Origin of the sequence: Dokdonia donghaensis DSW-1, from assembly GCF_001653755.1 — a bacterium.
GTDB classification, from domain to species: Bacteria; Bacteroidota; Bacteroidia; order Flavobacteriales; family Flavobacteriaceae; genus Dokdonia; species Dokdonia donghaensis.
The window spans coordinates 3,167,882-3,190,805 of the sequence record NZ_CP015125.1; the positions used below are offsets into that span (position 1 = coordinate 3,167,882).

Consider the following 22,924-nt stretch of genomic DNA (forward strand, 5'->3'; position numbering starts at 1 on the left):
AGTCGCTTTTTTTATGTCTTCTTTTATGTATATCAACTACTGCTTATTTGCCAGTTGCCCACAAGCGGCATCTATATCTTTACCTCGTGATCTTCTCACTGTTACCGTGACACCGTTTGCTTCAAGCACATCTACATAACGATCTATAGCTTGAGGGTTTGCTTGTTGAAACTGACCATCATCTATAGGGTTATACTCTATGATATTTACTTTACTAGGCACTGCTTTACAAAAATCTAATAAAGCATCTATATCTATCTGTCTATCATTTATGCCATCCCAAACTACATACTCATAGGTAATGCGCTTTCCAGTTTTTTCATACCAGTAAATAAGTGCTTCTTTGAGATCTGCGAGTGGCATTTGCTCATTAAAGGGCATAATCTCTGTACGTACATCATCTAGTGCAGAGTGCAGCGATACAGCAAGATTAAACTTCACCTCTTCATCTGCCATTTTTTTAATAATCTTAGGCACACCAGAGGTAGAGACTGTAATTCTCTTAGGTGACATACCTAGTCCTTCTGGATCTGTAATCTTATCTATAGCCTTAATCACATTATTATAATTCATTAATGGCTCTCCCATCCCCATAAAAACAATGTTAGACAGGGGTCTATCGTGATATAACTTACTTTGTCTATCTATGACCACCACTTGATCTACGATCTCATCTGGATTGAGATTACGCATTCTCTTTAATCTAGCTGTCGCACAAAATTTACAATTAAGACTACAACCTACTTGTGAAGATACACAGGCAGTTGTCCTACTCTTAGTAGGTATTAAAACAGACTCAACCGTAAGACCATCGTGCAACTTTACAGCGTTCTTTATAGTACCATCACTACTGCGTTGCATCTGGTCTACACGTATATGGTTTATCACAAAATGCTCATCTAGCAAGATGCGTGTCTCCTTTGAGATATTAGTCATATCTACAAAGTCGTGAGCGCCCTTTTGCCATAACCACTCATAAACCTGATTACCCCTAAAAGCTTTATCACCTTGGCCTACAAAGAAAGCTCTTAGATCTTCTTTGGTTAATTTACGTATATCTTTTTTCTCTGTTTTCACGATGCAAAGGTACGGAGTTGTTTGTTGTTTCCCGCACTAGATCTCATAGATGCAAACAGCTCACCATACTACACCCATCATAAAACAATAAAACCCTCTATAATGAGGGCTTTATTATTTTAAATATGATAGTCAATATCAAATGAGACTATCTTGAAATGTTCTAAGACTTACTCCCATTTCAAAAGGATAGTTTTGGGATTGTAGCGCACGCTCTAGCGCTCCTAGCACGGCTAGTAAATCATTAGAAGATACAGACCCCATATGCCCTACTCTAAAATAAGTTGTCTTAATTTCAGAAAGCAATCCTCCTGCTACGATAACATCATCTGCCACCATATGTGCTCGCAGTAACGCTCCATCTATATTTTCTGGATAATAGACCGCTGTTAGTGTATGAGCAGCGATTACATCTTCTGTAGGTAAAATAGATAAATTAAGAGAGGTTATTGCAGCTCTAAAGGCTCGTGCAAGCCTTTTGTGTCTTTGCACTCTTGCACCTATTCCCTCATCACAAATAATACTTAGACTTTTCTCTAAGGCCAAAATAAGATTTACAGGTGGCGTGCCAAAATAAGAGGGTCTCTCTTCTTGATAAGCAATCATTATAGGTAGCCAGTTATTCCAAGAGGCATAATAGTTACCTACGGGTGTTTTCCTATTTTTCCAGACGTCTAGCGCTTTTTGAGAAGCAACAAGCAGTGCAAGCCCAGGCGGTACGCCTATGGCTTTTTGAGATCCGGTTAATACCACATCTACACCCCACTTTTCTTGTAAAATTTCTTCACCTGCTACAGAGCACACTCCGTCAAGTATGGTGAGTACTCCATACTTTTGCGCAAGCTTACATATAGCCTCTGGCGCTACCATAACTCCTGTAGATGTATCTACGTGAGTAAACGTGAGCAATTTATAGGAGCCTCCTTTGAGCGTTTCCTCTATAATATCTAAAGGCACTACTTCACCTATAGGCGCACTAAGAACCGTAGTTTCTGCTCCATATGTTTCTAGAATATCTTTGAATCGTTCACCAAAATACCCGGTAGAAATGACAAGCGCACTATCTCCTTTCTCAATAAGGTTAGACGCCGCCATATCCATAGCTAGCGTTCCGCTTCCGGCGACTATAAAAGGCTGACCACTTGTTGATTTCCAAACTTCCTTCATCATATCCAGAGCGTTTCCAAAAACGTCTATAAAATTTGGCGCAACGTGACTTGTGGTAGGTACAGCCATTGCTTGCAATACATCTGGCTCAAACTCTATTGGACCAGGTATCATAAGTAATTTTCTGCTTTTCATAATTTTAAATAAGGTGTTAAGGCTCTTTACTGAGGTGAGTAAATCATCACATAAAGATGCTCATTATAATGATACAACTTTTTAGATATACGCTTTCGCGAAAGCGTAATTACACCCCGCACAGCCATTATATAAATAAGAAATTCCAGCCAGATAGTGTAAACAAATACTTCCTACCAAAGACTATATCTGGACTGAAATTTCTTTTATTTCAAAAAGACGATGTGAGCAAGCATCGCCTTCTTCCAACAAATTGAGGTTTACTTACTCAACGAGCACAGCTTTTTTCTTTGTTACGGGTTCTTTTACAGTAAACTGGTTACTGGTATTATTTGCTCCGCCAGCCTTGAGAGCTCTGTCTCCTGCATAAAAAGTTTTGTGATCATCTCCCAGGTCTGATCCTGCCATACGCTGGTGTTTTACACAAGAAACACCTCTACGTATTTCTTCTCTCTGCACATCTTTTACATAAGCCAGCATACCTTGATCACCAAAATATCCCTCGGTAAGATTATTCATATGTAAGGCCGTAGTGTGGTATGTAGGTAATGTGATAAGGTGGTGAAAGATACCTGCCTCTCGTGCTCCATCCATCTGGAAGGTTTTAATTTTCTCATCTGCACGGTGTGACAACTCTGTATTATCATACTCTACATCCATAAGATTATTACGGTCGTAAGCTGTCATATTCTCACCTTCTTCTAGCATCTCGTCATAAGCTTGATTACGAAAATTGAGTGTCCAGTTAAATGACGGTGAATTATTATATACCAGCTTTGCATTAGGCATTACCGCTCTCACTCTATTAACCATATGAGCAATTTGCTTTACATTAGGCGTAGGAGTTTCTATCCATAAAAGATCTGCTCCATTTTGTAAGCTGGTAATACAGTCTAGTACAACGCGATCTATATTTGTTCCGTTTTTAAATTTATAGAGTCCATTAGGTAATCTTACTGGACGTACAATTTTACCATCGCGTTTTAATAATACATCATCTTCTTTTGCAGTAGCAATATCTATCTCTTCTGCCTCTACAAAGGCAAGATATTGTGATGCAAGATCTCCTGGCTCTTGACTTACCGGTAGCTTTTGAGTAAGACCAGCCCCCTCAGAGTCTGTTCTTGCTACAATGACACCTTGCTCTACTCCTAGTTCTAAAAAGGCATAACGTAGTGCATTAATTTTTGCAATAAAATCTTCGTGTGGTACGGTTACTTTCCCATCTTGGTGCCCGCATTGCTTAGCGTCAGACACTTGATTTTCTATTTGAAGTGCGCAAGCCCCTGCTTCTATCATTTTTTTGGCAAGAAGGTAAGTTGCTTCTTCATTACCAAAACCTGCATCAATATCTGCAATAATAGGCACGACGTGCGTCTCATAATTATCTATTTGATCTTGCACATCTTCTCCAGCATCTAGACGACGAAAGAGATCGTTGAGCTCTACAGCATCTGCCTGGCGTAAAAAAGTGTAAATCTCTTCTATTAACTTAGGTACGGCAGTTTTTTCGTGCATAGATTGGTCTGGCAATGGCCCTAGTTCTGAACGTAAAGCGGCAACCATCCATCCAGAAAGGTATAAGTATTTTTTATTTGTAGTGCCGTGATGCTTTTTTACAGCGATCATTTTTTGTTGCGCTACAAACCCATGCCAGCAACCTAGTGATTGCGTATAATTCATAGGGTTTGCATCATATTCTTCCATATCCTTACGCATAATAGCTGCGGTGTATCTGGCAATATCAAGACCGGTTTTAAATCTATTTTGCACCGACATACGAGCCGAGTTTTCTGGGCTTATAGAACTCCACGAGTTTCCGTGCTTTGCTTTAAGTGTACGAATAACTTCAAGGGCTGAATTATAATTTGACATAGTATTAAGTATTAAGAGATTATTTTATTTAAATGCCTGTAAGGCTATTCTATATAGATTGTGTTTATAAATATGTGTATGCTGGTGTGGTTAAAAATTCTTCAAAATCTTCTGATAAGACGAGATCATTAAAGAGATTAAAAGCGTTTTCAAATTGGGTTGCCTCTATCTTATCTGCACCCACCTCTGTTATTATTTTTTCTACCTCTTCATCAAAAAGCATTGTGTACAAATCTTTAGTGAGCACATTTCCATCCTCTAAGACGGCTTTATTTTTAAGCCAGTGCCAGATTTGAGTTCTTGAGATTTCGGCTGTAGCAGCATCTTCCATAAGGTGATAGAGTGCCACTGCTCCCTGACCACTGAGCCAGGCATTGAGATACAGAATACCTACGTTGATATTTTTACGAACACCGTCCTCTGTAACCGTACCTTCTGGAATAGCTATAAGATCATTTGCCGTGACGGTTACATCATCTCTTGTGACTTCCATCTGGTTAGGTGCTGGCATATATGCATTAAACTCATCTATCGCAACTTGCACTAGTGCTGGATGCGCTACCCAGGTACCATCGTGTCCATTCTTTACCTCTCGCTCTTTGTCCTTTCTTACTTTTTCTAAAGCTGCATTATTTGCCTGAGGGTTATTTTTTATAGGTACTTGTGCTGCCATACCGCCTATGGCTAAGATTTTCCTTTTGTGACAGCGTTGTATCACAAGTTTTGAATAGGCATCCATAAATGGTGCGGTCATCCCTACCTGGTCACGATTAGGCACTAAGAAGTCTGGATCATTTCTAAACTTCTTGATGTAAGAAAATATATAGTCCCAGCGGCCACAATTAAGACCTACTATATGATCTTTAAGTTCATAAATAATCTCATCTAGTTGGTGGCTTGCAGTAATGGTTTCTATAAGTACTGTACATTTTATTGTACCCATAGGTAACTCCAGATATTCTTGAGCAAACTCAAATACATCATTCCAGAGTCTTGCCTCTAGATAGTGCTCTAGCTTTGCGAGATAGAAATAGGGGGCTGTTTTATTTTTTAAAAGTTGAGCAACGTTTGTAAAAAAGTACAATCCAAAATCTACCAGTGAGCCTGAGACCTCAACATTATCTATAAGTAAATGCTTCTCATTGAGATGCCATCCTCTAGGTCTTACTAGTAAGGTGGCAACCTCATCATTAAGTGTATATTTTTTATCCTTAGTAGGGTGATGATATGTGATGGTTTTATTTACAGCATCACGAAGATTCATCTGACCTTCCATCACATTCTGCCAGCTAGGTGCGGTACTATCTTCTAGATCTGCCATAAAAGTTCTTGCTCCAGAGTTGAGCGCATTTATAACCATTTTACGATCTGTAGGCCCAGTAATCTCCACTCTTCTGTCTTGCAAGTCGTAAGGAATCTCTCCTGCAACCCACTCCCCTTCTCTAATACCTTTCGTCTCTGTTGGGAAAGAAGGTTTCTCACCTTGATCAAACAATAGCTGCTGTTGCTCTCTTGCTTGTAGTAATTCTAATCGTCTGGAATTAAACCGTTCGTGAAGGGCTTTGATAAAATCTAAAGCCTCGTCTGTTAATATCTCTGAGTAATAGCTTTTAACATTACGGTTAAAACTTATTACATACTGGTTTATTTCTGGTGCCATCTATTGCTGTTTTAAATTCTACACCACAATGTTAAAAAAAATACTTTAATAAAAAAAGCGAACGTTCGCTAAAAATAAAATTTCACTAAAATTACGTATTCGCAAAAAGCCTTATATTTGTTTATATGGATGAAGAAGATATCAAACTAATTTTTGGGCTTAAGCTCCGACAGATAAGGACTGACAAGAATTTATCACTTTTTGGATTATCAAAATTAACCGGACTATCAAAGTCATATTTAAATGAAATTGAACACGGAAAAAAATATCCAAAACCTGATAAAATATTTACGCTTTCGGAAAAATTAGACATTCCGTACGATCAAATGGTGTCTTTAAAGCTGGATAAAAACCTCGCTCCTATAGGTGAAATCTTAAAATCAAAGATTCTTAAAGAGATTCCTCTAGAGCTTTTTGGTATAAAAGAAAGTGATCTCATAGATATTGTATCTAATGCGCCAGCAAAAGTCAACGCCTTTATAAGTACAATCATAGAAATTGCACAGCACTACAACTTTGGGAGGGAAAGCTTTTTTCTTGCTTCTGTGCGTTCATATCAAGAAGCAAATAACAACTACTTTGATAACATAGAGCAAAAGGTACTCGACTTTGTAAAATCGTATCAAATAAACATAGGGCAAAGTATCTCATCAAACGAGCTAGAGGAAATCCTCATAGAAGAATACAACTACTCCATAAAAAATGATGAACTCGATAAGCACAAAGATTTAGATAACTTGCGATCTGTTTTTATACCCAAATCGCTCACACTACTGGTCGCAAATGATATAGACGAGTCACAGCGAACCTTTATCTATGCAAAGGAAATAGCCTATAACTTTCTAGAGATTAAAGAAAGATTGTACACCTTCCCGTGGATACTATTTGAAACTTTTGACCAAGTACTTAATAATTTTTATGCCTCTTACTTTGCAGGAGCATTAATCATACCTCGTAAAAACCTTACGGCAAAAATTAAAGATGTTTTTAAGGAGCCTATTTTTTATAAAGATTCTTTTGAGCATATCACAAATGAGTTTAACGCATCACCAGAGTCTTTTTATCAAAGACTTACTAATATTCTACCTAAGGAGTTTAATATAAAGAACTTGTTTTTCTTGCGGTTTACACACAAGCTTAATGACACAAAATTTCACCTCACAAAAGAGCTACATCTAGCGCACCAGCACGCGCCACGAGCAAATGAGAGTGATGAGCATTACTGCAGGAGATGGGTGTCTTTACAGGTACTCAAAGATTTATCTAAGAGTAATGAGAATAGTAAGTTTGACTTACAAATATCTAACTATGAGAATGAGGGCGTACAGTATCTAGTGCTCTCTACTGCAACAAAAGATCCTTTTAAAGAGAACAAGTTTAGAAGCATAAGTATAGGGCTACTCATAAATAAACAACTTGAGCGTAAAATAAAATTTCTCAAGGACCCAAATATACCTACTCGTAATGTAGGGGTTACTTGTGAGCGTTGTGCCATTACAGATTGTGAAGTGAGACAAGCTCCTCCAAAGGTTTTAAATCGCGCTTCAAAGAATAAAAAAATAGCCGCAATTGTACAGCAGCTTAATGATACATATTAATCACACTAAAAGATATAAATCTACTATACTCACTAGCCCCGATTGCAATGTAAATCCCGCAGTTGCCTGGCGTAGCCGGCACGAGGAATTGCAATGTAAAGCGGGATACTACCTATATAAGCACACCATAAGATAGTGCTACAAACAAAAAAAGCCCAAACTTTACAGTCTGGGCTTTTATACATTATAGCAATGAGTTAGATAATTAACATTGCATCTCCATAAGAGTAGAATTTGTATTTTTCTTTTACTGCCTCATCATAAGCGCGCTTCATAAAATCGTGACCTGCAAAGGCAGACACCATCATAAGCAATGTAGACTTAGGTGTGTGGAAGTTTGTAATCATACAGTTTGCAATACTAAAGTCATATGGTGGGAATATAAATTTATTAGTCCAACCACCAAACTCGTTAAGTGTACCGCTACTAGATACTGCACTTTCCATCACGCGCATTGCGGTAGTACCTACGGCACACACACGACGCTTTTCTGAAATAGCTTTATTTATAATCTCTGTGGCTGGCTTGCGTATGTATGCTTCCTCACTATCCATTTTATGCTTTGAAAGGTCTTCTACCTCTACCGCGCTAAATGTACCAAGACCTACGTGTAATGTAACCTCAGCAAAGTCGATACCTTTAATTTCTAAACGCTTTAATAAGTGTTTTGAGAAGTGTAGTCCTGCGGTAGGTGCAGCTACGGCTCCTTCTTCTTTTGCATAGATAGTCTGGTAGCGCTCCTCATCTTCTGGCTCTACCTCACGGTTTATGTATTTTGGTAATGGTGTTTCTCCTAGTGAAGTGAGTTTTTTTCTAAACTCTTCATAAGACCCATCATATAAGAAACGTAACGTACGGCCACGTGATGTTGTGTTATCTATCACCTCTGCAACAAGACTCTCATCATCACCAAAGTATAACTTATTACCTATACGTATTTTACGTGCTGGATCTACAAGTACATCCCACAGTCGTGTCTCAGAGTTTAACTCTCTAAGTAAGAATACCTCGATGCGCGCTCCTGTCTTCTCTTTATTACCGTATAAACGTGCTGGAAAAACCTTTGTATTATTAAGTACCATTACATCTTCTGGCTCAAAATAATCTATAAGATCTTTAAACATTTTATGCTCGATGGTTTGTTCCTTACGGTTAAGGACCATTAATCTAGACTCGTCCCTGTTTTCGGCAGGGTGCTCTGCTAGTAATTCTGCTGGTAAATTAAAGTCAAAGTGTGATAACTTCATAAAGGGTTCTGGTTTTTGTTTTGTAGGCGAGTTGCCGCACATATTGCGCTAGCTCGCAAGACGGCAAATATACAATCTCGAGATAGGGGTTGTCAAGTCTTTAGCCAATTATCTCTTGACCAAAGCCTAAAACTTCTAGATCTGTCCAAAAATCAGGGTATGATTTTGACACAACACCAGCATCTTCTATAAGTAACGGTACTTGCAATGCAAGTGGTGCAAAGGCCATTGCCATACGGTGATCGTGATATGTCGCTATGGTAATATTCTCATTTACAGCAGCTTTTTGAGGTAATAGTGTAAGATCTTGATTTGTGACCATAATGCTACCTCCCAGCTTTGTAATCTCCTCACGCAGTGCCTCTAGCCTATCTGTTTCCTTTATTTTAAGTGTGTGCAAGCCCGTGAGGTGACATCCTACGCCTAGACCTAAACAGCTTACGGCTATAGTTTGTGCAATGTCTGGTGAGTTTGCAAGATCTAAGGTTATCGTTTCTGGCAACTCAAAATCTTGATTAAGCGAGAGTGTGAGCTTATCTCCTGCAAAACTAGAAACCACGCCCAGTTGCTTGTATATTTCTCTAAGAGCAGCATCTCCTTGAAGACTGCTTTCTTTATAACTAGCTATGGTAATGGTGTGTGGGGTGTTAAAATTACGCTTTCGCGAAAGCGCAACAATACTATAAAAATACGACGCACTACTCCAGTCTGACTCGACCGTTATCTCTCTAGCTACCGCTGAATTTCTACCCGGTTTTATCACTATTTTTTGCCCCTCAAAGGTAGCCTCTATATCTAGTTGATGTAATAACGCAAGCGTCATATTTATATAAGGAACCGAGGTAATCTTGCCATCAAGATGTACGGTAAGACCATTATCTAGCTTTGCTCCCATCATCATAAGTGCAGAGATATACTGGCTACTCACATTTGCCTTGAGTGTTACCTCATCGCGCTGTAATGCTTTCCCTTTTATTTGTAATGGTGGGTACCCTTCATTGTGAGTAAATGTGATTTGAGCTCCCAGCTCTTGAAGCGCTTCTACCAGTATTGCCATAGGGCGTTCTTGCATACGAGCACTACCAGTAAGGAGTGTATCTCTACCTTCTTGAATAGAAAAATAGGCCGTAAGAAAACGCATAGCAGTACCCGCGTGATGTATATCTACCACCTCATCACTAGATGATAGTGCCTTTTGCATAACTTGGGCATCATCGCTATTTGATACATTTTTTAATGTAATACTATCAAAGAGTGCTTGTAAGATAAGTAGCCTGTTAGTCTCACTTTTAGAACCTGTAATCTGTATATCGCCGCCACAATGTGCCGCTGTATGGTGAACTTTTAAAAGCATAGCTTACTTCAATTTTTCATTATTATGATGACGTTCGTGATCACGTTTTGTTTTTATGTCCAGCTTCTTATCAAATGCTTCTTGTAAATCTACACCTGTCTGGTTTGCTAGACATAGCACCACAAACATTACATCTGCAAGCTCCTCACCTAGGTCTTTATCTTTATCGCTTTCTTTCTCACTTTGCTCTCCATAGCGGCGTGCAATAATTCTGGCTACCTCTCCTACTTCTTCGGTGAGTTGAGCCATATTAGTGAGTTCATTAAAGTATCGCACACCGTGAGTCTTTATCCAGTCGTCTACAGCCTGCTGAGCGTTTGAGATATTCATAATTTATTTTTTTACCAAAACTATGGTTTCTTTTTCTTTGGCTACTATTTGGGCAAAGAATTTTTTTATCTCCTCATATAATTTGGCATCAATTAGAGTCGTATTAATAGATAAAGATCTTACTACCTGAACACTTGTACCCGTTGCGCTACTACATTTAAATCTATAAACTCCCATATTACCAGGTAAATTAATTTCTATAGCTTCTGGCAAAGAGGTTATAGCATACCCGACAGGCAAGTTTAAGGTTACTACATTTTCAATTTGTTTAGGGTAACTAAAGTCTATGGTATAAGAACGCTTTTCTAGAGTAAAAGGATTTTCAGTAGCACTCAAAAACAGCTGTGGCAAAATGTACAATTTATCCCCTATAATCTCACTGGTATCATCTTCAAAAGCAAACGACACGGTACTGGACTTAGGTAAGGTTCCAAATTTAAATTGCGGATTTGTTATGAGGTCTGATTCAAACTCTTTTGCTAGAATTTTTTCTCTAGTACTCGCAGCAGCAGGCTTGTATATATTTACAAAACTCAATGCCAGATTATTAGAATAACTAACTCTCAATTTACCGGTTGCTATACCCTCTGTATTTACAGAAGCTATCACAATCGTTTTTTGAGAGGAAAATTTCTTAGCAAATAGTGGAATTCCTTTAGATGTTCCGTTTTGTTTTACAAGCCGCCCTTCCCAGTTCATAATTCGCTCTGGTAATAGACCTGGTATTGCATTTTTTTCTGTGGCATCCATAACTAACCACTCATTATCTTTTACAACTGCGGCGAGTACATAATTAAACCCGTTTACAGTAGGATAGAGTGGCACTCCATTACTTTTTGTACTTGCCATAACTGGAGAACTATTAAGTCCTACTTTCTTGAGTAAAGCAACAAGAAGCACATTTATTTCATAAGATGAGCCGCTACCATCCTTAAAAGCTTTTCTCAAGTCAGGAGTGTCATAGTTATACTCCTTCTCATCCCAAGTCATTTTGTTTTGTATAAATCTATAAACAGCTTCTATAAGCTCCACTTGATTACTGTGCTTAGATTTAAGAGCTTGAGAACTTTCATCTAAAAAGTTAGTGCTCTCTAGGTTATCGCTTAGTTCCAACTGCTCATAGTAATAGTCTGCAACCTGATCCCAAGTTTTGGCTCTATTTACTTTATTACCCTTACTCATTTCTACAGCTCCTAGTTCCCATAGTACTGCACTTCTAAAGTTTTCAATATTATTTGTGAACTCCTCTTTTATAATAGGAGAGACATTTGAAAATTCAAACTCACTAATATTTTCTTTAAATCTTATGTTTGCAAAATCTGTACGCTGAGTTCTTCCACCAAAAGGGTTTTTATCTTCTGTAGAGAAGTTTTCGGTTCTTCCGCCCACTGATAATTTTGGAACAATCTCAATATCTCCTTTTACATAAACATTATAATCAAAGAATTGTGGAATAGCAATTTTCGCATAAGCGTGCAAAACAGGGATGTCTTCTTGAACATTTAAATCTTTAATATGCCAATAGGTAGATTCTACACGATATGAATACTCAATAATATCCCCAACCTTAACATTTGGGATTACTATTACTTTTTCGTCTAACCATTTATTGAGCTTATTGTCTATAACCTCGCTACGAGACATTTTAGTACGCTCTACTCCGGCGCTCGAGTTTGAATAGGAATAGGCCTCAATTCTATCTATTTTTTCTTCTTGCCTTCCCTGATGTTGTAATACAACTTTATGGGTACCATATTCCAAACCTTCGGTATTATTTATCTTTATTACATTATGAATTGTTGTAAATAGCGTCCATCCATCTAGGTTATCTCGATATTCAAAATTTGTATCTCTATATTTTTCAAGAAAGACCGCTGGTGCTTCAAGTTGCTCTTCTGTGAGAGTTTTTTCAAACCAATCTTGATCTATCTTACCAGACTTAAATTCTTGTGCATTAGTATGAAAAAAACATATGAGCACTATTACAGTTAGAGTGTATTTCATATTATATCTTCTTAAACACAATTTTTTCGCTCTCCTTTGCAACTATCATTTTTAAATAGGCTTGCAAGTCTTTATAGTAGTTAGAGTTAACAAGAGCCGTACTCATCGTGTTTTGTAACCCTACATTTACCTTATCTCCAGACACGGTTACACCAAAACGATAAGAACCCATATTATCTACAAGATTTATTGCCAGATCATCAGGCACAGATTCTACCTGATATCCTTCTGGAATTTTAATAGAAACCGTGTACTTATCTGACCAAGGATACACATAATCTACGGGATGGCTACGCTCCTCTGCGGTAAGGTAATTTCTTGTTGTTCCTAAATGGGCTAGTGGATTTATATAAAGCTTATCACCAGCTTCATCTATCATCTCTTCTGCTTCAAAATTGTATTCAAGCGTGAGTGGTTTGGAACCTACTTTTAAGTCTTTAAAAGAAACGTCTATTGCATCTATACTCTCATAATAACTATCTAATTTTTCCAACTGCTCGTCACTAGTAAGTGCAGCAAACTTGTTACGCTCTGATCTTGCATAGTGACCAGAAAATCTGTTTTTGGCATTCCCAGAAATTATCACATCATCTGTAACTTCTAGAGTAAGCATTCCTATATGCGTAGCGGGTCTAGACGGAAATAAATCTATTAACCTTGAAGTTCCATCTGCCTTAACCATTCTACCCATCCAGTTTAAAAGTTCTGGTTTTAAAATATTTGGAATTCCGCCTTTATCGGCACCGTCTAGCAAATACAAATTATCGTTTACTATAGCTCCTGCCACTACGTAGTTAAAACCAGTACGTGTTGGAAAAACAGGAATACCATTATTTTTTGTACTCAATAAAACAGGGCTGCATCTCACACCCGCATATCTAAGCATAGAAGAGAGCATTAAGTTAATGTCGGCCACATTACCTACACCATCTTTATAGGCTTTTTTTACCCCCGCATCTACATAAACGCCATAGTAATCATTCCAAGTCATCTTGCTCTTTACATAATCATAAATAAGCAACATCTTCTCCGTTTGACTCGAGGCACTACCAATAAGTTTATCAATATCTTTTTTATAGTAATTCTGGCGATCTAATTCTTTTCCAAATGCTGTAGATTGGTAAATTTTGCTAGCTACATCTTCCCAAGACGTCGCATAAGATCTTATCTCGCTATTAGGAAATTTTGTCATAGCCAGTTCAAACTTTAGTGCAGACATATAATTATTGAGATTTCCAGAATACGGCTCATTCTTTATAGGAGGAACGTTACTTAAGTTTACTATATATCCATTCTCAATAAACTCTACCTCCTCATTAGAAGATCTAGATGTTGCAACTTCAGCAAGTTTTGTGCTTGTGTACCTATATCTCAAGGTGCGATTCCTTTTATCTGTAGTTAGATTGAGGGGTATTACACCTTTACCGTGTGTACGATAGATTAAGTACTCCGGCGCAAAAAATCTCATATCTACTCGATCTACAGGTATTTCTTCTTGAAATCTAAACTCGTCTATATTTGAGTAAAAAGGTGATTTAAAAGTATACTTATATTCAATTACAGAACCGTCACTTATATCTGGCATTGTAAACTTAGTAACTTTCCTATATTTCGATTTTTCTTCTTTAAAAATATCACGCGTCTGTAATTTACTTTCAACTATCTTATCCCCTTCTATATTATAAGTATATGCTTTTATACCTGTAACTTGCTCTTCTTCTCTTTCTCCTATATACTGGCTCAGCATTATTGTAGCCTCGTCATATCCATCTTGATTGTAAATCTTTATACGCTCTTGTACCTCTGTCTTGACATAAAAACCTTCGTCTTGACTATAACCAAATTTAGTATCGGTATTTCTATATAAAATACTTGCATTTGCATCTGGGTAATTGGGGTGTTCCTTTTGTAAAATCTCTTCTTTAGATACTTTTCCAAAGTCATAATCTTGAGCAGTAGCACCTATAACAAGAAACATTAAAATAGTGATGAGTAGTGATTTTTTCATATGAATTATTGTTTTTTGATGACGATTTTTTGTTGATCATTTCTTATTACACTTCTTATAAAACTTCTAAGTTTTGTGTAATTTTCTTTACTGTAAGTCCCTTCGTTAAATAGAAACGACCTCTTATAGATAATCTTTGAGTTCTCTGCTTGGGTTATACTGTAGGTATATGACCCAAACGGGGAATCAACCTGCTTTCCTTCGGGAATACTTACAATCATAAAATCATCGGGAAGATTAATCTTAATAGTTTCTTCATCTTTAAACCCTCTTGATATTTCTACTTCAAACATTCTATTTTTAACACGATCTGGAAGCGCTGTATATCTATTAAATAAATTGAGAGGAACAAGCATTTCATCACCAGCAAATGAAGCATAATTTTCTACTTCAAGTTCTATGTTTTCGGTAGTGATAGCTTCATCACGATTATTTAGAAGATCAATACTTGTTAAGGATACATTATTCAGATAATTCCAAAACTTATAGTAATACTTCTTTTTATCGTCTTGGTTTTCTGCAACGAGCCTGTATTTTCCTGCATATTGTAAACCTCCAGATTTGATACTTACTTCCCCTTTAACATTACCGCTAGCACCTACAGTAAAAGAACCATTCATTGTCTGGTAGTTATCTTGAGCCGTATACTTTTTAGTATGGACAATTTCGCCTCCATCTGGTTTTACGACAAGTACATCTCGATCATCTGTAAAACCAGCTATAAAACCAAATGGAACCTCTTGATCTGTACATTCTAACCACACATAATCATCATCAGTGGGTACAGATAAAATTGCGTGATTACCTTGTATAGCCGTAAAGTCATCTTCTATATCACGCTTGTCACGGCTCCCATAAAGAATGGTATAATAGGATGGTACCCCCACCGCTTCCAATAAAGATTTGGTGTAATTTGTAAGCGCTTTACAATCGCCATAACCCAGCTCATCTACTTGTGATGCTAGCATAGGTTTCCAGCCACCTATACCTACTTGCACACTTATATATCGTGTTTTATTTTGCACAAAATCATATATAATCTTGGCCTTTTCTATAGGATCTTTAATGCCTTTTACAAGTTCCTTTGCCTGTGTAATTGTTTCTTCTGGAAGATCTTGCGCACCTTGAAGCAAATTCTCATTCATCCACTGTCCAAAAGTTGCCCAGTCACGAGCGTCTCCATCTAGCCCCTCTAAGTGAAAATCATTAAGAGCAATAGCCACCCTACCCACTATATTTCTAAACCCAGGGCTATAATCTTCTGGAACAAGCGATGGAGAATTTTTAATTACAAGCCATAGTGAATTTTGAGATTCTTCTACCTCTATGCGGTTATAATCCCCGTACATTTTATGCTTTAAATTAACCCCATCTGCATAGTTAATTTCAAAAATCTTTTCTTCTGTGCTTGAGTAATACCCCTCGTTTGCATAAAAAGATGGAATAGAAGCTGTGTTTTTTGAGACAATCTCGCTTTCTACCACGACCGTATAAGGATAGCTGGTAGGCGTAAAATCGAGATATAACAAGCGTGTATCTATATAGAGACTTATACCGTCTGCAGCGCTTACATCTTTAAAGTCGCGTTGTTTATACTTTTTAACCTCCTTACCGCTATCATCATATATTACAACAGAAGCATTTTTTATGCGAGTAACATCATCATAATACATATATGCCTCTACATCTCTATTACCACGTTTATTTAAAACAGTCACCACGCGTTTGTGAGCTGTTTTTATGGTAGATGAATTAGGTATATCTATGGTATGCTTTTCAAAACGCAAGACACTGTTTGCAGATTTTAAAAGGTCTTCAGGAATATTTTTTGAAGTATATAAATTATCTTGAGAGTAGGCAAATAGTGCCCACATACATAGGAGGAAAGTAGGTATGCGCATTTTGATTTGATTGATGTGTCAGCAAAATATAAAAAAGACACCTACCGCACAAGTCGCTACACCCTATTTTTTGTATCTATAGTTATAGTAACTGGCCCGTCATTGAGCAGTTGCACTTTCATATCTGCACCAAACTCTCCGGTATAAGTGGGTTTATTACGCTTTCGCGAAAGCGTACTCACAAACTCCTCATACATAGGTACTGCGTGTTCTGGGCGTGCTGCCTGTAAGAAAGAAGGTCGATTTCCTTTTTTTGTACTGGCAAATAATGTGAACTGGCTTATCACCAAAATATCACCATCTATATCACCCACAGAAAGATTCATTGCGCCGTGCTCATCGCCAAAAATACGTAAGCCTATAATTTTATTACAAAGCCACTCGATGTCCTCTTGTGTATCTTCGTGAGTAACGCCTAACAGCACGAGAAGGCCGCTTTTTATTTCTGACTTTACAACACCATTTATAGTAACCGAAGCCTGTGTAACTCGCTGTATGACTGCTTTCATTATTCTTCTGGATAAATATCTTTTCTGTAATGCTGTTCATCATCACCCGTCAGCATTTGGGTATAACTCTTATAGCGAGACCAGGGGATTTCATCATTTTCCAGCGCAGCTTTTACAGCACATTTTGGCTCTTCTAGGTGTAAGCAATTATTAAATTTACACTCACTCTTAAGAGCAAAAAATTCAGGAAAGTAATCTCCTATTTCTTCGCGTTCCATATCTACAATACCAAAGCCTTTTATACCTGGTGTATCAATAATGCGTGCATTAAAACCTAGGTCAAACATCTCTGCAAAGGTGGTGGTGTGTTGCCCCTGGCTGTGCTGTACACTTATCTGTTTTGTCTTGAGGTCTAGTGTAGGTTCTATGGCGTTTACCAGCGTAGACTTACCTACACCAGAGTGTCCGGTAAACATACAGGTCTTACCCTCCATCATTTCCTTCACAGTATCTACATTTTTACCGGTAATAGCAGATATACCTACACACTCATACCCTATCTCACGATAGATAGCTGCTAGGTATCGTATCTCCAGTATTTCTTCTTCGTTATAAGTATCTATCTTATTAAAAAGCAATACTGCTTTAATGTGATATGCCTCTGCAGTAACCAGAAAACGATCTATAAATGCAGTAAACGTGGGAGGATTATTGAGTGTTACCAGTAAGAAAACGGTATCTACATTACTTGCTATGATGTGGGTTTGCTTAGAAAGATTTACAGACTTGCGTACAATATAATTCTCGCGCAGGTGTATGTTTGTAATCACACCAGTCTCTACATCACTTTTTGTATCAAGATCAAAATCTACCACGTCACCCACCGCAACAGGGTTTGTACTCTTGATTCCTTTAATACGGAACTTCCCTTTTATTCTACATTCAAACCACCTCCCGTCTTCTGCCTTTACGGTATACCAACTCCCTGTAGATTTATAAACTGTTCCTGTCATAGTGTATTGTGAGGTGTAAAAATAACCTCTTTTTTAATACTCCATAAACAAATGTGGTAAAGTCCGTAAATAATTAAGCGATGTAGGAATTATCTAGTTAATTATGTTATTTTAGAGCCTTAATCAATCAAATTTATATTAAATGAAAAGAATTATTTTTCTCCTTCTAGCAATAATTGCTATTACTCCAACTGTATTTGCACAAACTAGCCTTTACGAAAATCCTGAATTTGACGTTATTGCAAAAGATCACAAGATTATTGCAATTGTACCTTTTAAAACGCAGGTAAAACTAAGACCTAAGCAAATGAAAGATATGACAGACGAGCAGCTAGAACGTCTTGAAAAAGCAGAAGGTGAGAGTTTACAAACAGGGATGTTTTCTTGGTTTCTTAAGAGAAAAAAAAGAGGCAAATTGACTACCCTAGAAATTCAACAACCGTCAAGAACTAATGCACTGCTTAAAAAGCAAGGCATTGATTACAGTAATCTATATGAATACACTACAGATGATCTTGCAAAAATTTTAGAAGTAGACGCCGTAATTTCTGGCGATTATGAAACTAACAAACCTATGAGTGATGGAGCGAGTATAGCTTTAGGTCTACTTGTGGGCTTCTGGGGCTCTACAAATACTGCCATTGTAAATATGAGTGTTAATAATGGAGCAGACGGCACACTTTTATGGAATTATAATAAAAAAGTAAGAGGTGGTCTCGGCAGCTCACCAGAAGACCTAGTAAATGTACTTATGCGCAAAGCCTCTCGTAGACTAGCATATACTAAAAATGATTAATCGTTTAGCGCTTATAAATTAAAAAAGACCAGCCTTGAGGCTGGTCTTTTTTGCTTAGTAGAAGCTTAAGCTCCTTGCATCTGTGCCACTTTTTTCTGGTGGTTTATAGACTCTTGGTGCACTGCTTTAAACACACGTAAGATAAACTCCTCACTTAGGTTGTGCTGCTCTCCTTCTAGAATCATCTTCCCAAGGATCTCGTTCCAACGCTTTGTTTGTAGTATTGAGACATTATTTTCTGCCTTGAGCTCCCCTATATTATCAGAGATTTTCATACGCTTCCCAAGGTTTTCAATAAGCTGGTGATCTATAACGTCTATCTGAGTACGTAGTGTATTAAGTTTATTATTATACTCTACCTCTGTACCTACTTCTTTACGGATTTTTAAATCCTTCATCATCTGTACAAGCGTAGCCGGTGTAATTTGCTGTGCAGCATCACTCCAAGCGTTATCTGGATCATAGTGTGTCTCAACCATAAGACCATCATAGTTAAGATCAAGACCTGTCTGACATAAATCGTGTATAATATCACGACGCCCTGCAATGTGTGAAGGATCAAGAATTAATGGTAAATCTGGAAATTTATTCTGTAAATCTACAGCGATTTGCCACTCTGGATTATTTCTGTAGCGTGTCTTCTCGTACGTTGAGAATCCTCTGTGTATCACTCCAAGGTTTTTAATGTCTTGTGTGTAAAAACGCTCTACAGCTCCTAGCCACAATGCAAGGTCTGGGTTTACCGGGTTCTTGATAAGAACCGTTTTATCCGTTCCCTTAAGCGCCTCTGCAATATCCTGCACGATAAACGGAGATACTGTTGTACGTGCTCCTATCCATAAAATATCGATGTCTGCCTCTAGTGCTAGATCTACGTGATGTGCATTTGCCACCTCTGTAGTGGTAAGCATACCTGTTTCTTCTTTTGCTTTTTGAAGCCACTTAAGACCTAATGCACCTACCCCTTCAAAGTTTCCTGGGCGGGTTCTAGGCTTCCAGATACCGGCACGTAGTACCGTGGCATCTGTGTCTTTAAGCTGGTGTGCAATTTTAAGCACCTGTGCTTCTGTCTCTGCGCTACAAGGTCCTGCTATCACGAGTGGGTGATCAAGGCCAAAAGCGTCTAACCAATTTCTAAGTTCTTTTTTATTTTCCATATTCATTTAATTTGTGCCGCTTTGGGCTTGTGATTCCGCTTTCGCGAAAGCGTAAAACTATTTTATTCCGTTTAATATTTCTTTTATGTGGTTTGTATTTTCCATCTCATTGTGTACCCCTGTATAATCTTCGGCTTCCAAAAGGGATTTGAAATCATTGAGATTTGCTATATACTCTGTGAGTGTTTCTAATACGTTATCTCTATTTTGTTTAAAAATCGAGGTCCAGGTTACGGGATTACTTTTTGCTAGACGTACGGTAGATGCAAAGCCACTGCCCGCCATATCAAAAATATCGCGTTCATTCTTCTCCTTATCTATAACCGTTTTACCTAGCATAAATGCACTTATGTGTGACAGGTGACTCATATATGCAATGTGCTTATCGTGAGAAACTGGATCCATATAACGCATACGCATTCCCATATTTTTAAAAAGGTCAAGCACTGGCTCTTGGAGTTTAAAGGCGGTTTTTTCTACCTCACAAACTATGTTTGTTTTTCCCTCATAAAGACCAGTAATTGCCGCGCTAGGTCCAGAAAACTCGGTTCCCGCAATGGGATGACACGCTAGAAAATTTCGGCGTTTAGGGTGATTTGTTACAACCTCACAAATAGCTTGTTTTGTTGAGCCCATATCTATCACTACGGTATCATCATCTATTATGTTAAGAACGTCTGGTAGTACGTGTATCGCTACATCTACTGGTATTGCTAGCACAACCAGGTCTGCCTTTGCAACATCCTCTAGGACACCCGCCTTATCTATAAAGCCTAAAGCTAGTGCTTCATCAAGATGTTTTTTACTAGCATCTATACCACACACGGTTGCTTCTGGCAACTGCGCGCGCAAATCTCGTGCAAAAGAGCCTCCTATAAGCCCTACCCCTATGATACAAATGTCTTTCATTTATCTTTATTTCTACACTTTTATTTGAAAATCAACACCTTACATCTGTTAATTAACAATATTCAGCTTCCTTATTACTTTACCCTTTCTATGGCTTCTTTTATTTCTTCTTCTTTAACACAGAGGCTAAAACGTATATAGTCCGCTCCCATCGTTCCAAAAATGGTTCCTGGGGTGATAAATATGTATTTCTCTAATAGCATCTTATCTATAAATGCTTCGGCATCTATACCTGATGGTAACTTTGCCCATACAAAGAGTCCTACTTGGTTACTATCATAACTACAGCCTAGCGTTTCTACAAGTTTAAAAACAAGCGCTCGCCTTTGTGCGTAGATACCATTAATATGATCAAACCAATCTTTACCAAGACCTAGTGCTGCTATGGCTCCTTTTTGTATACCATAAAACATCCCGCTATCCATATTAGATTTTACACGTAATATGTGACCTATATGTGTTTCACTACCTAGCACCATCCCCACGCGCCAGCCTGCCATATTATATGTTTTACTTAAACTATTAAGCTCTAGCGCTACATCCATAGCTCCCGGTACTGCTAGTAATGACTGTGGGTTGTCATTGAGTATAAAGCTATATGGGTTGTCGTTTATAACAAGAATATCTTGCGCTTTTGCAAAAGCAATTAATTCTTCAAAAAAACCATCTGGCACCTTTGTACCTGTAGGCATATGCGGGTAGTTTACCCACATTAATTTTACTTGTGACAGGTCCTGCTTTGCCAGTTCTTTAAGGTCTGGCAACCACCCATTTTCTGCAGTTAAGTCATAGGTAAGTGCTTCTGCCTCTACGAGCCTTGTTACAGCCGCATAACTAGGATACCCAGGATTAGGAAATAACACCTTATCTCCAGGATTTAAAAAAGCCATAGAGATATGCATAATTCCTTCTTTTGACCCCATTAATGGTAAGATCTCGGTATCTGCTTGCGCAGTGACTCCATAATTATCTTTATAAAAAGTAGCCATTGCCTCTCTTAGTGCTGGTATACCTGTATAACTTTGATACTGGTGTGCCACACTATCGTGCAAGCCCTTGAGCATTGCAGCTACTGCTGCTGGAGGTGCTGGCATATCTGGGCTGCCTATACCCATATTAATCACAGGGTGACCAGCAGCTATGAGACCACGTACTTCCTTTAACTTTTTTGAGAAGTAGTACTCCTTAGTTTCTTGTAATCTATTTGCTGGTTTACTCATTGCTTCTGGTTTTTATAAGCACCTAATACTTTAAAATCTTTTGCCATAAGTGAGACTAAAGTGGTTGCTTTCTTAAAACTTTCTACACTATCAAAAGTGACATCTACAAAAAAGGCATACTCCCAAGGTTTCTCTATGATAGGCATAGATTGAATTTTTGTGAGATTCATCTTGCAATCGCTTAGCACGTTAAGTATCGTTGCCAGGCTCCCACGCTTGTGGTCTGTTGTAAATCGCAGTGATGCTTTGTTTATAACCCCTTCGGCTTCTTTTCCATTTTTATTAAGGATAAAAAAGCGAGTAGCATTCTCATCTACAGTTTGTATAGATGACTTGATAATCGAGAGGTCATAAATCTCTGCCGCTGTTGTGCTTGCAATTGCTGCAATACCCGCTAGATTGCGATCTTTTATCTCTCTTGCCACGCCCGCCGTATCTGTATCTTCTACCAGTTTTATAGATGGGTAGTCTCTAAAAAACTGTCTACATTGCAATATTGCCATAGGGTGTGACCATACTTCTTTTATGGTAGTAAGATCTTGCCCTTTGAGCGCCATCAAGTTGTGTTGTATATCTAGGTAGTATTCTCCTTCTATAGTAAGATTATGATCATCTAGTAGTGCATAGTTAGGTAATATGGCTCCTGCTATGGTATTTTCTATAGCCATCACGGCATCATCTACCTCACCATCTAGCAACGCATCTACCAGCCTTGGGAAAGACATACACTCCAGCACCTCCACATCTGCCCCAAAAAACTCTTGAGCTACCTTGTGGTGAAAAGACCCTCGCACGCCTTGTATCGCTACTTTCATAATCTGTTTTCTATAGATGATTTGTAATCACCTTTCTAAATTTTATTTTACTTGAATTGACTCCAATAAAAAAGTCCTGATAAAAATTTTTATCAGGACTTTTCTAGTTTTGAGTATGTCTAATTACTGCAATACCAATCCTGATCTCTTCTTAAAAAAGAAGAAATAAAAAAAGTTGTTCCAATAATAAACTTGCGTTTGCATATTCA

General features: G+C 37.9%; 18 protein-coding genes. 2 read left to right on the forward strand and 16 right to left on the reverse strand.

From position 1 onward, the window contains the following. Positions 1–36: 36 nt before the first annotated feature. From rlmN to aceB, 4 genes are all read right to left on the reverse strand, one after another. Positions 37–1,077, reverse strand: coding sequence for a dual-specificity RNA methyltransferase RlmN (gene rlmN / locus I597_RS13950; protein WP_035325296.1), 1,041 nt, complete (start codon positions 1,075–1,077; stop codon positions 37–39). A gap of 138 nt (positions 1,078–1,215) precedes the next feature. Continuing rightward, complete coding sequence (locus I597_RS13955) at positions 1,216–2,379, reverse strand: pyridoxal-phosphate-dependent aminotransferase family protein (protein WP_035325297.1); 1,164 nt, start codon at positions 2,377–2,379, stop codon at positions 1,216–1,218. Positions 2,380–2,643: 264 nt separating this feature from the next. Further along, a complete protein-coding gene (locus tag I597_RS13960; RefSeq protein WP_035325298.1) occupies positions 2,644–4,254 on the reverse strand; it encodes an isocitrate lyase in 1,611 nt (536 codons plus the stop codon). A gap of 64 nt (positions 4,255–4,318) precedes the next feature. After that, the gene (gene aceB / locus I597_RS13965) at positions 4,319–5,914 is read right to left on the reverse strand and encodes a malate synthase A (protein WP_035325299.1); all 1,596 of its coding nucleotides are present in this window, start codon (positions 5,912–5,914) and stop codon (positions 4,319–4,321) included. Positions 5,915–6,039: 125 nt separating this feature from the next. On the opposite strand from aceB, the gene I597_RS13970 reads away from it, so the two are divergent. Next, positions 6,040–7,512 carry a helix-turn-helix domain-containing protein gene (locus I597_RS13970; RefSeq protein WP_035325300.1) on the forward strand — a complete coding sequence of 491 codons (1,473 nt, stop codon included), beginning with the start codon at positions 6,040–6,042 and terminating at the stop codon, positions 7,510–7,512. A 197-nt stretch (positions 7,513–7,709) separates the two neighbouring features. Here the strand turns inward: I597_RS13970 and queA are convergent, their stop codons facing one another. The 8 genes from queA to rsgA all read right to left on the reverse strand — a co-directional run bounded on the left by queA (position 7,710) and on the right by rsgA (position 17,818). Then, positions 7,710–8,759 carry a tRNA preQ1(34) S-adenosylmethionine ribosyltransferase-isomerase QueA gene (gene queA, locus I597_RS13975; protein WP_035325301.1) on the reverse strand — a complete coding sequence of 350 codons (1,050 nt, stop codon included), beginning with the start codon at positions 8,757–8,759 and terminating at the stop codon, positions 7,710–7,712. Between the two features lie 100 nt (positions 8,760–8,859). Next, the gene (locus I597_RS13980; RefSeq protein ID WP_035325302.1) at positions 8,860–10,113 is read right to left on the reverse strand and encodes a 3-phosphoshikimate 1-carboxyvinyltransferase; all 1,254 of its coding nucleotides are present in this window, start codon (positions 10,111–10,113) and stop codon (positions 8,860–8,862) included. Between the two features lie 3 nt (positions 10,114–10,116). After that, positions 10,117–10,443, reverse strand: coding sequence for a nucleotide pyrophosphohydrolase (locus tag I597_RS13985; RefSeq protein ID WP_035325303.1), 327 nt, complete (start codon positions 10,441–10,443; stop codon positions 10,117–10,119). Positions 10,444–10,446: 3 nt separating this feature from the next. After that, a complete protein-coding gene (locus I597_RS13990; protein WP_035325304.1) occupies positions 10,447–12,447 on the reverse strand; it encodes a DUF3857 domain-containing protein in 2,001 nt (666 codons plus the stop codon). Position 12,448: 1 nt separating this feature from the next. After that, positions 12,449–14,455, reverse strand: coding sequence for a DUF3857 domain-containing protein (locus tag I597_RS13995; RefSeq protein ID WP_035325305.1), 2,007 nt, complete (start codon positions 14,453–14,455; stop codon positions 12,449–12,451). 5 nt (positions 14,456–14,460) lie between these two features. Continuing rightward, a complete protein-coding gene (locus tag I597_RS14000; RefSeq protein ID WP_035325306.1) occupies positions 14,461–16,356 on the reverse strand; it encodes a DUF3857 domain-containing protein in 1,896 nt (631 codons plus the stop codon). A gap of 56 nt (positions 16,357–16,412) precedes the next feature. Next, the gene (gene dtd / locus I597_RS14005; protein WP_035325307.1) at positions 16,413–16,865 is read right to left on the reverse strand and encodes a D-aminoacyl-tRNA deacylase; all 453 of its coding nucleotides are present in this window, start codon (positions 16,863–16,865) and stop codon (positions 16,413–16,415) included. Further along, positions 16,865–17,818: a ribosome small subunit-dependent GTPase A gene (rsgA, locus tag I597_RS14010; protein ID WP_035325308.1), complete on the reverse strand. Its 954-nt coding sequence runs from the start codon at positions 17,816–17,818 to the stop codon at positions 16,865–16,867. Before rsgA ends, dtd begins: the two co-directional genes overlap by 1 nt. Positions 17,819–17,960: 142 nt before the next feature. Between rsgA and I597_RS14015 the strand changes: the two genes are divergently transcribed. Beyond that, entirely contained in the window at positions 17,961–18,614 is a 654-nt protein-coding gene (locus I597_RS14015; RefSeq protein WP_035325309.1) for a hypothetical protein, read from the forward strand. Between the two features lie 65 nt (positions 18,615–18,679). Here the strand turns inward: I597_RS14015 and I597_RS14020 are convergent, their stop codons facing one another. The 4 genes from I597_RS14020 to I597_RS14035 form a co-directional block, all read right to left on the reverse strand. After that, on the reverse strand, positions 18,680–19,771 hold the full coding sequence (locus I597_RS14020; RefSeq protein WP_035325310.1) for a bifunctional 3-deoxy-7-phosphoheptulonate synthase/chorismate mutase type II: 1,092 nt from the start codon (positions 19,769–19,771) through the stop codon (positions 18,680–18,682). Positions 19,772–19,828: 57 nt separating this feature from the next. Next, the gene (locus tag I597_RS14025; RefSeq protein WP_035325311.1) at positions 19,829–20,680 is read right to left on the reverse strand and encodes a prephenate dehydrogenase; all 852 of its coding nucleotides are present in this window, start codon (positions 20,678–20,680) and stop codon (positions 19,829–19,831) included. A gap of 74 nt (positions 20,681–20,754) precedes the next feature. Next, positions 20,755–21,900, reverse strand: a complete 1,146-nt coding sequence (locus I597_RS14030; protein WP_035325312.1) for a pyridoxal phosphate-dependent aminotransferase — start codon at positions 21,898–21,900, stop codon at positions 20,755–20,757. Next, positions 21,897–22,715: a prephenate dehydratase gene (locus I597_RS14035; protein ID WP_035325313.1), complete on the reverse strand. Its 819-nt coding sequence runs from the start codon at positions 22,713–22,715 to the stop codon at positions 21,897–21,899. The genes I597_RS14030 and I597_RS14035 overlap by 4 nt, the downstream gene beginning before the upstream one ends. Positions 22,716–22,924 lie beyond the last annotated feature (209 nt).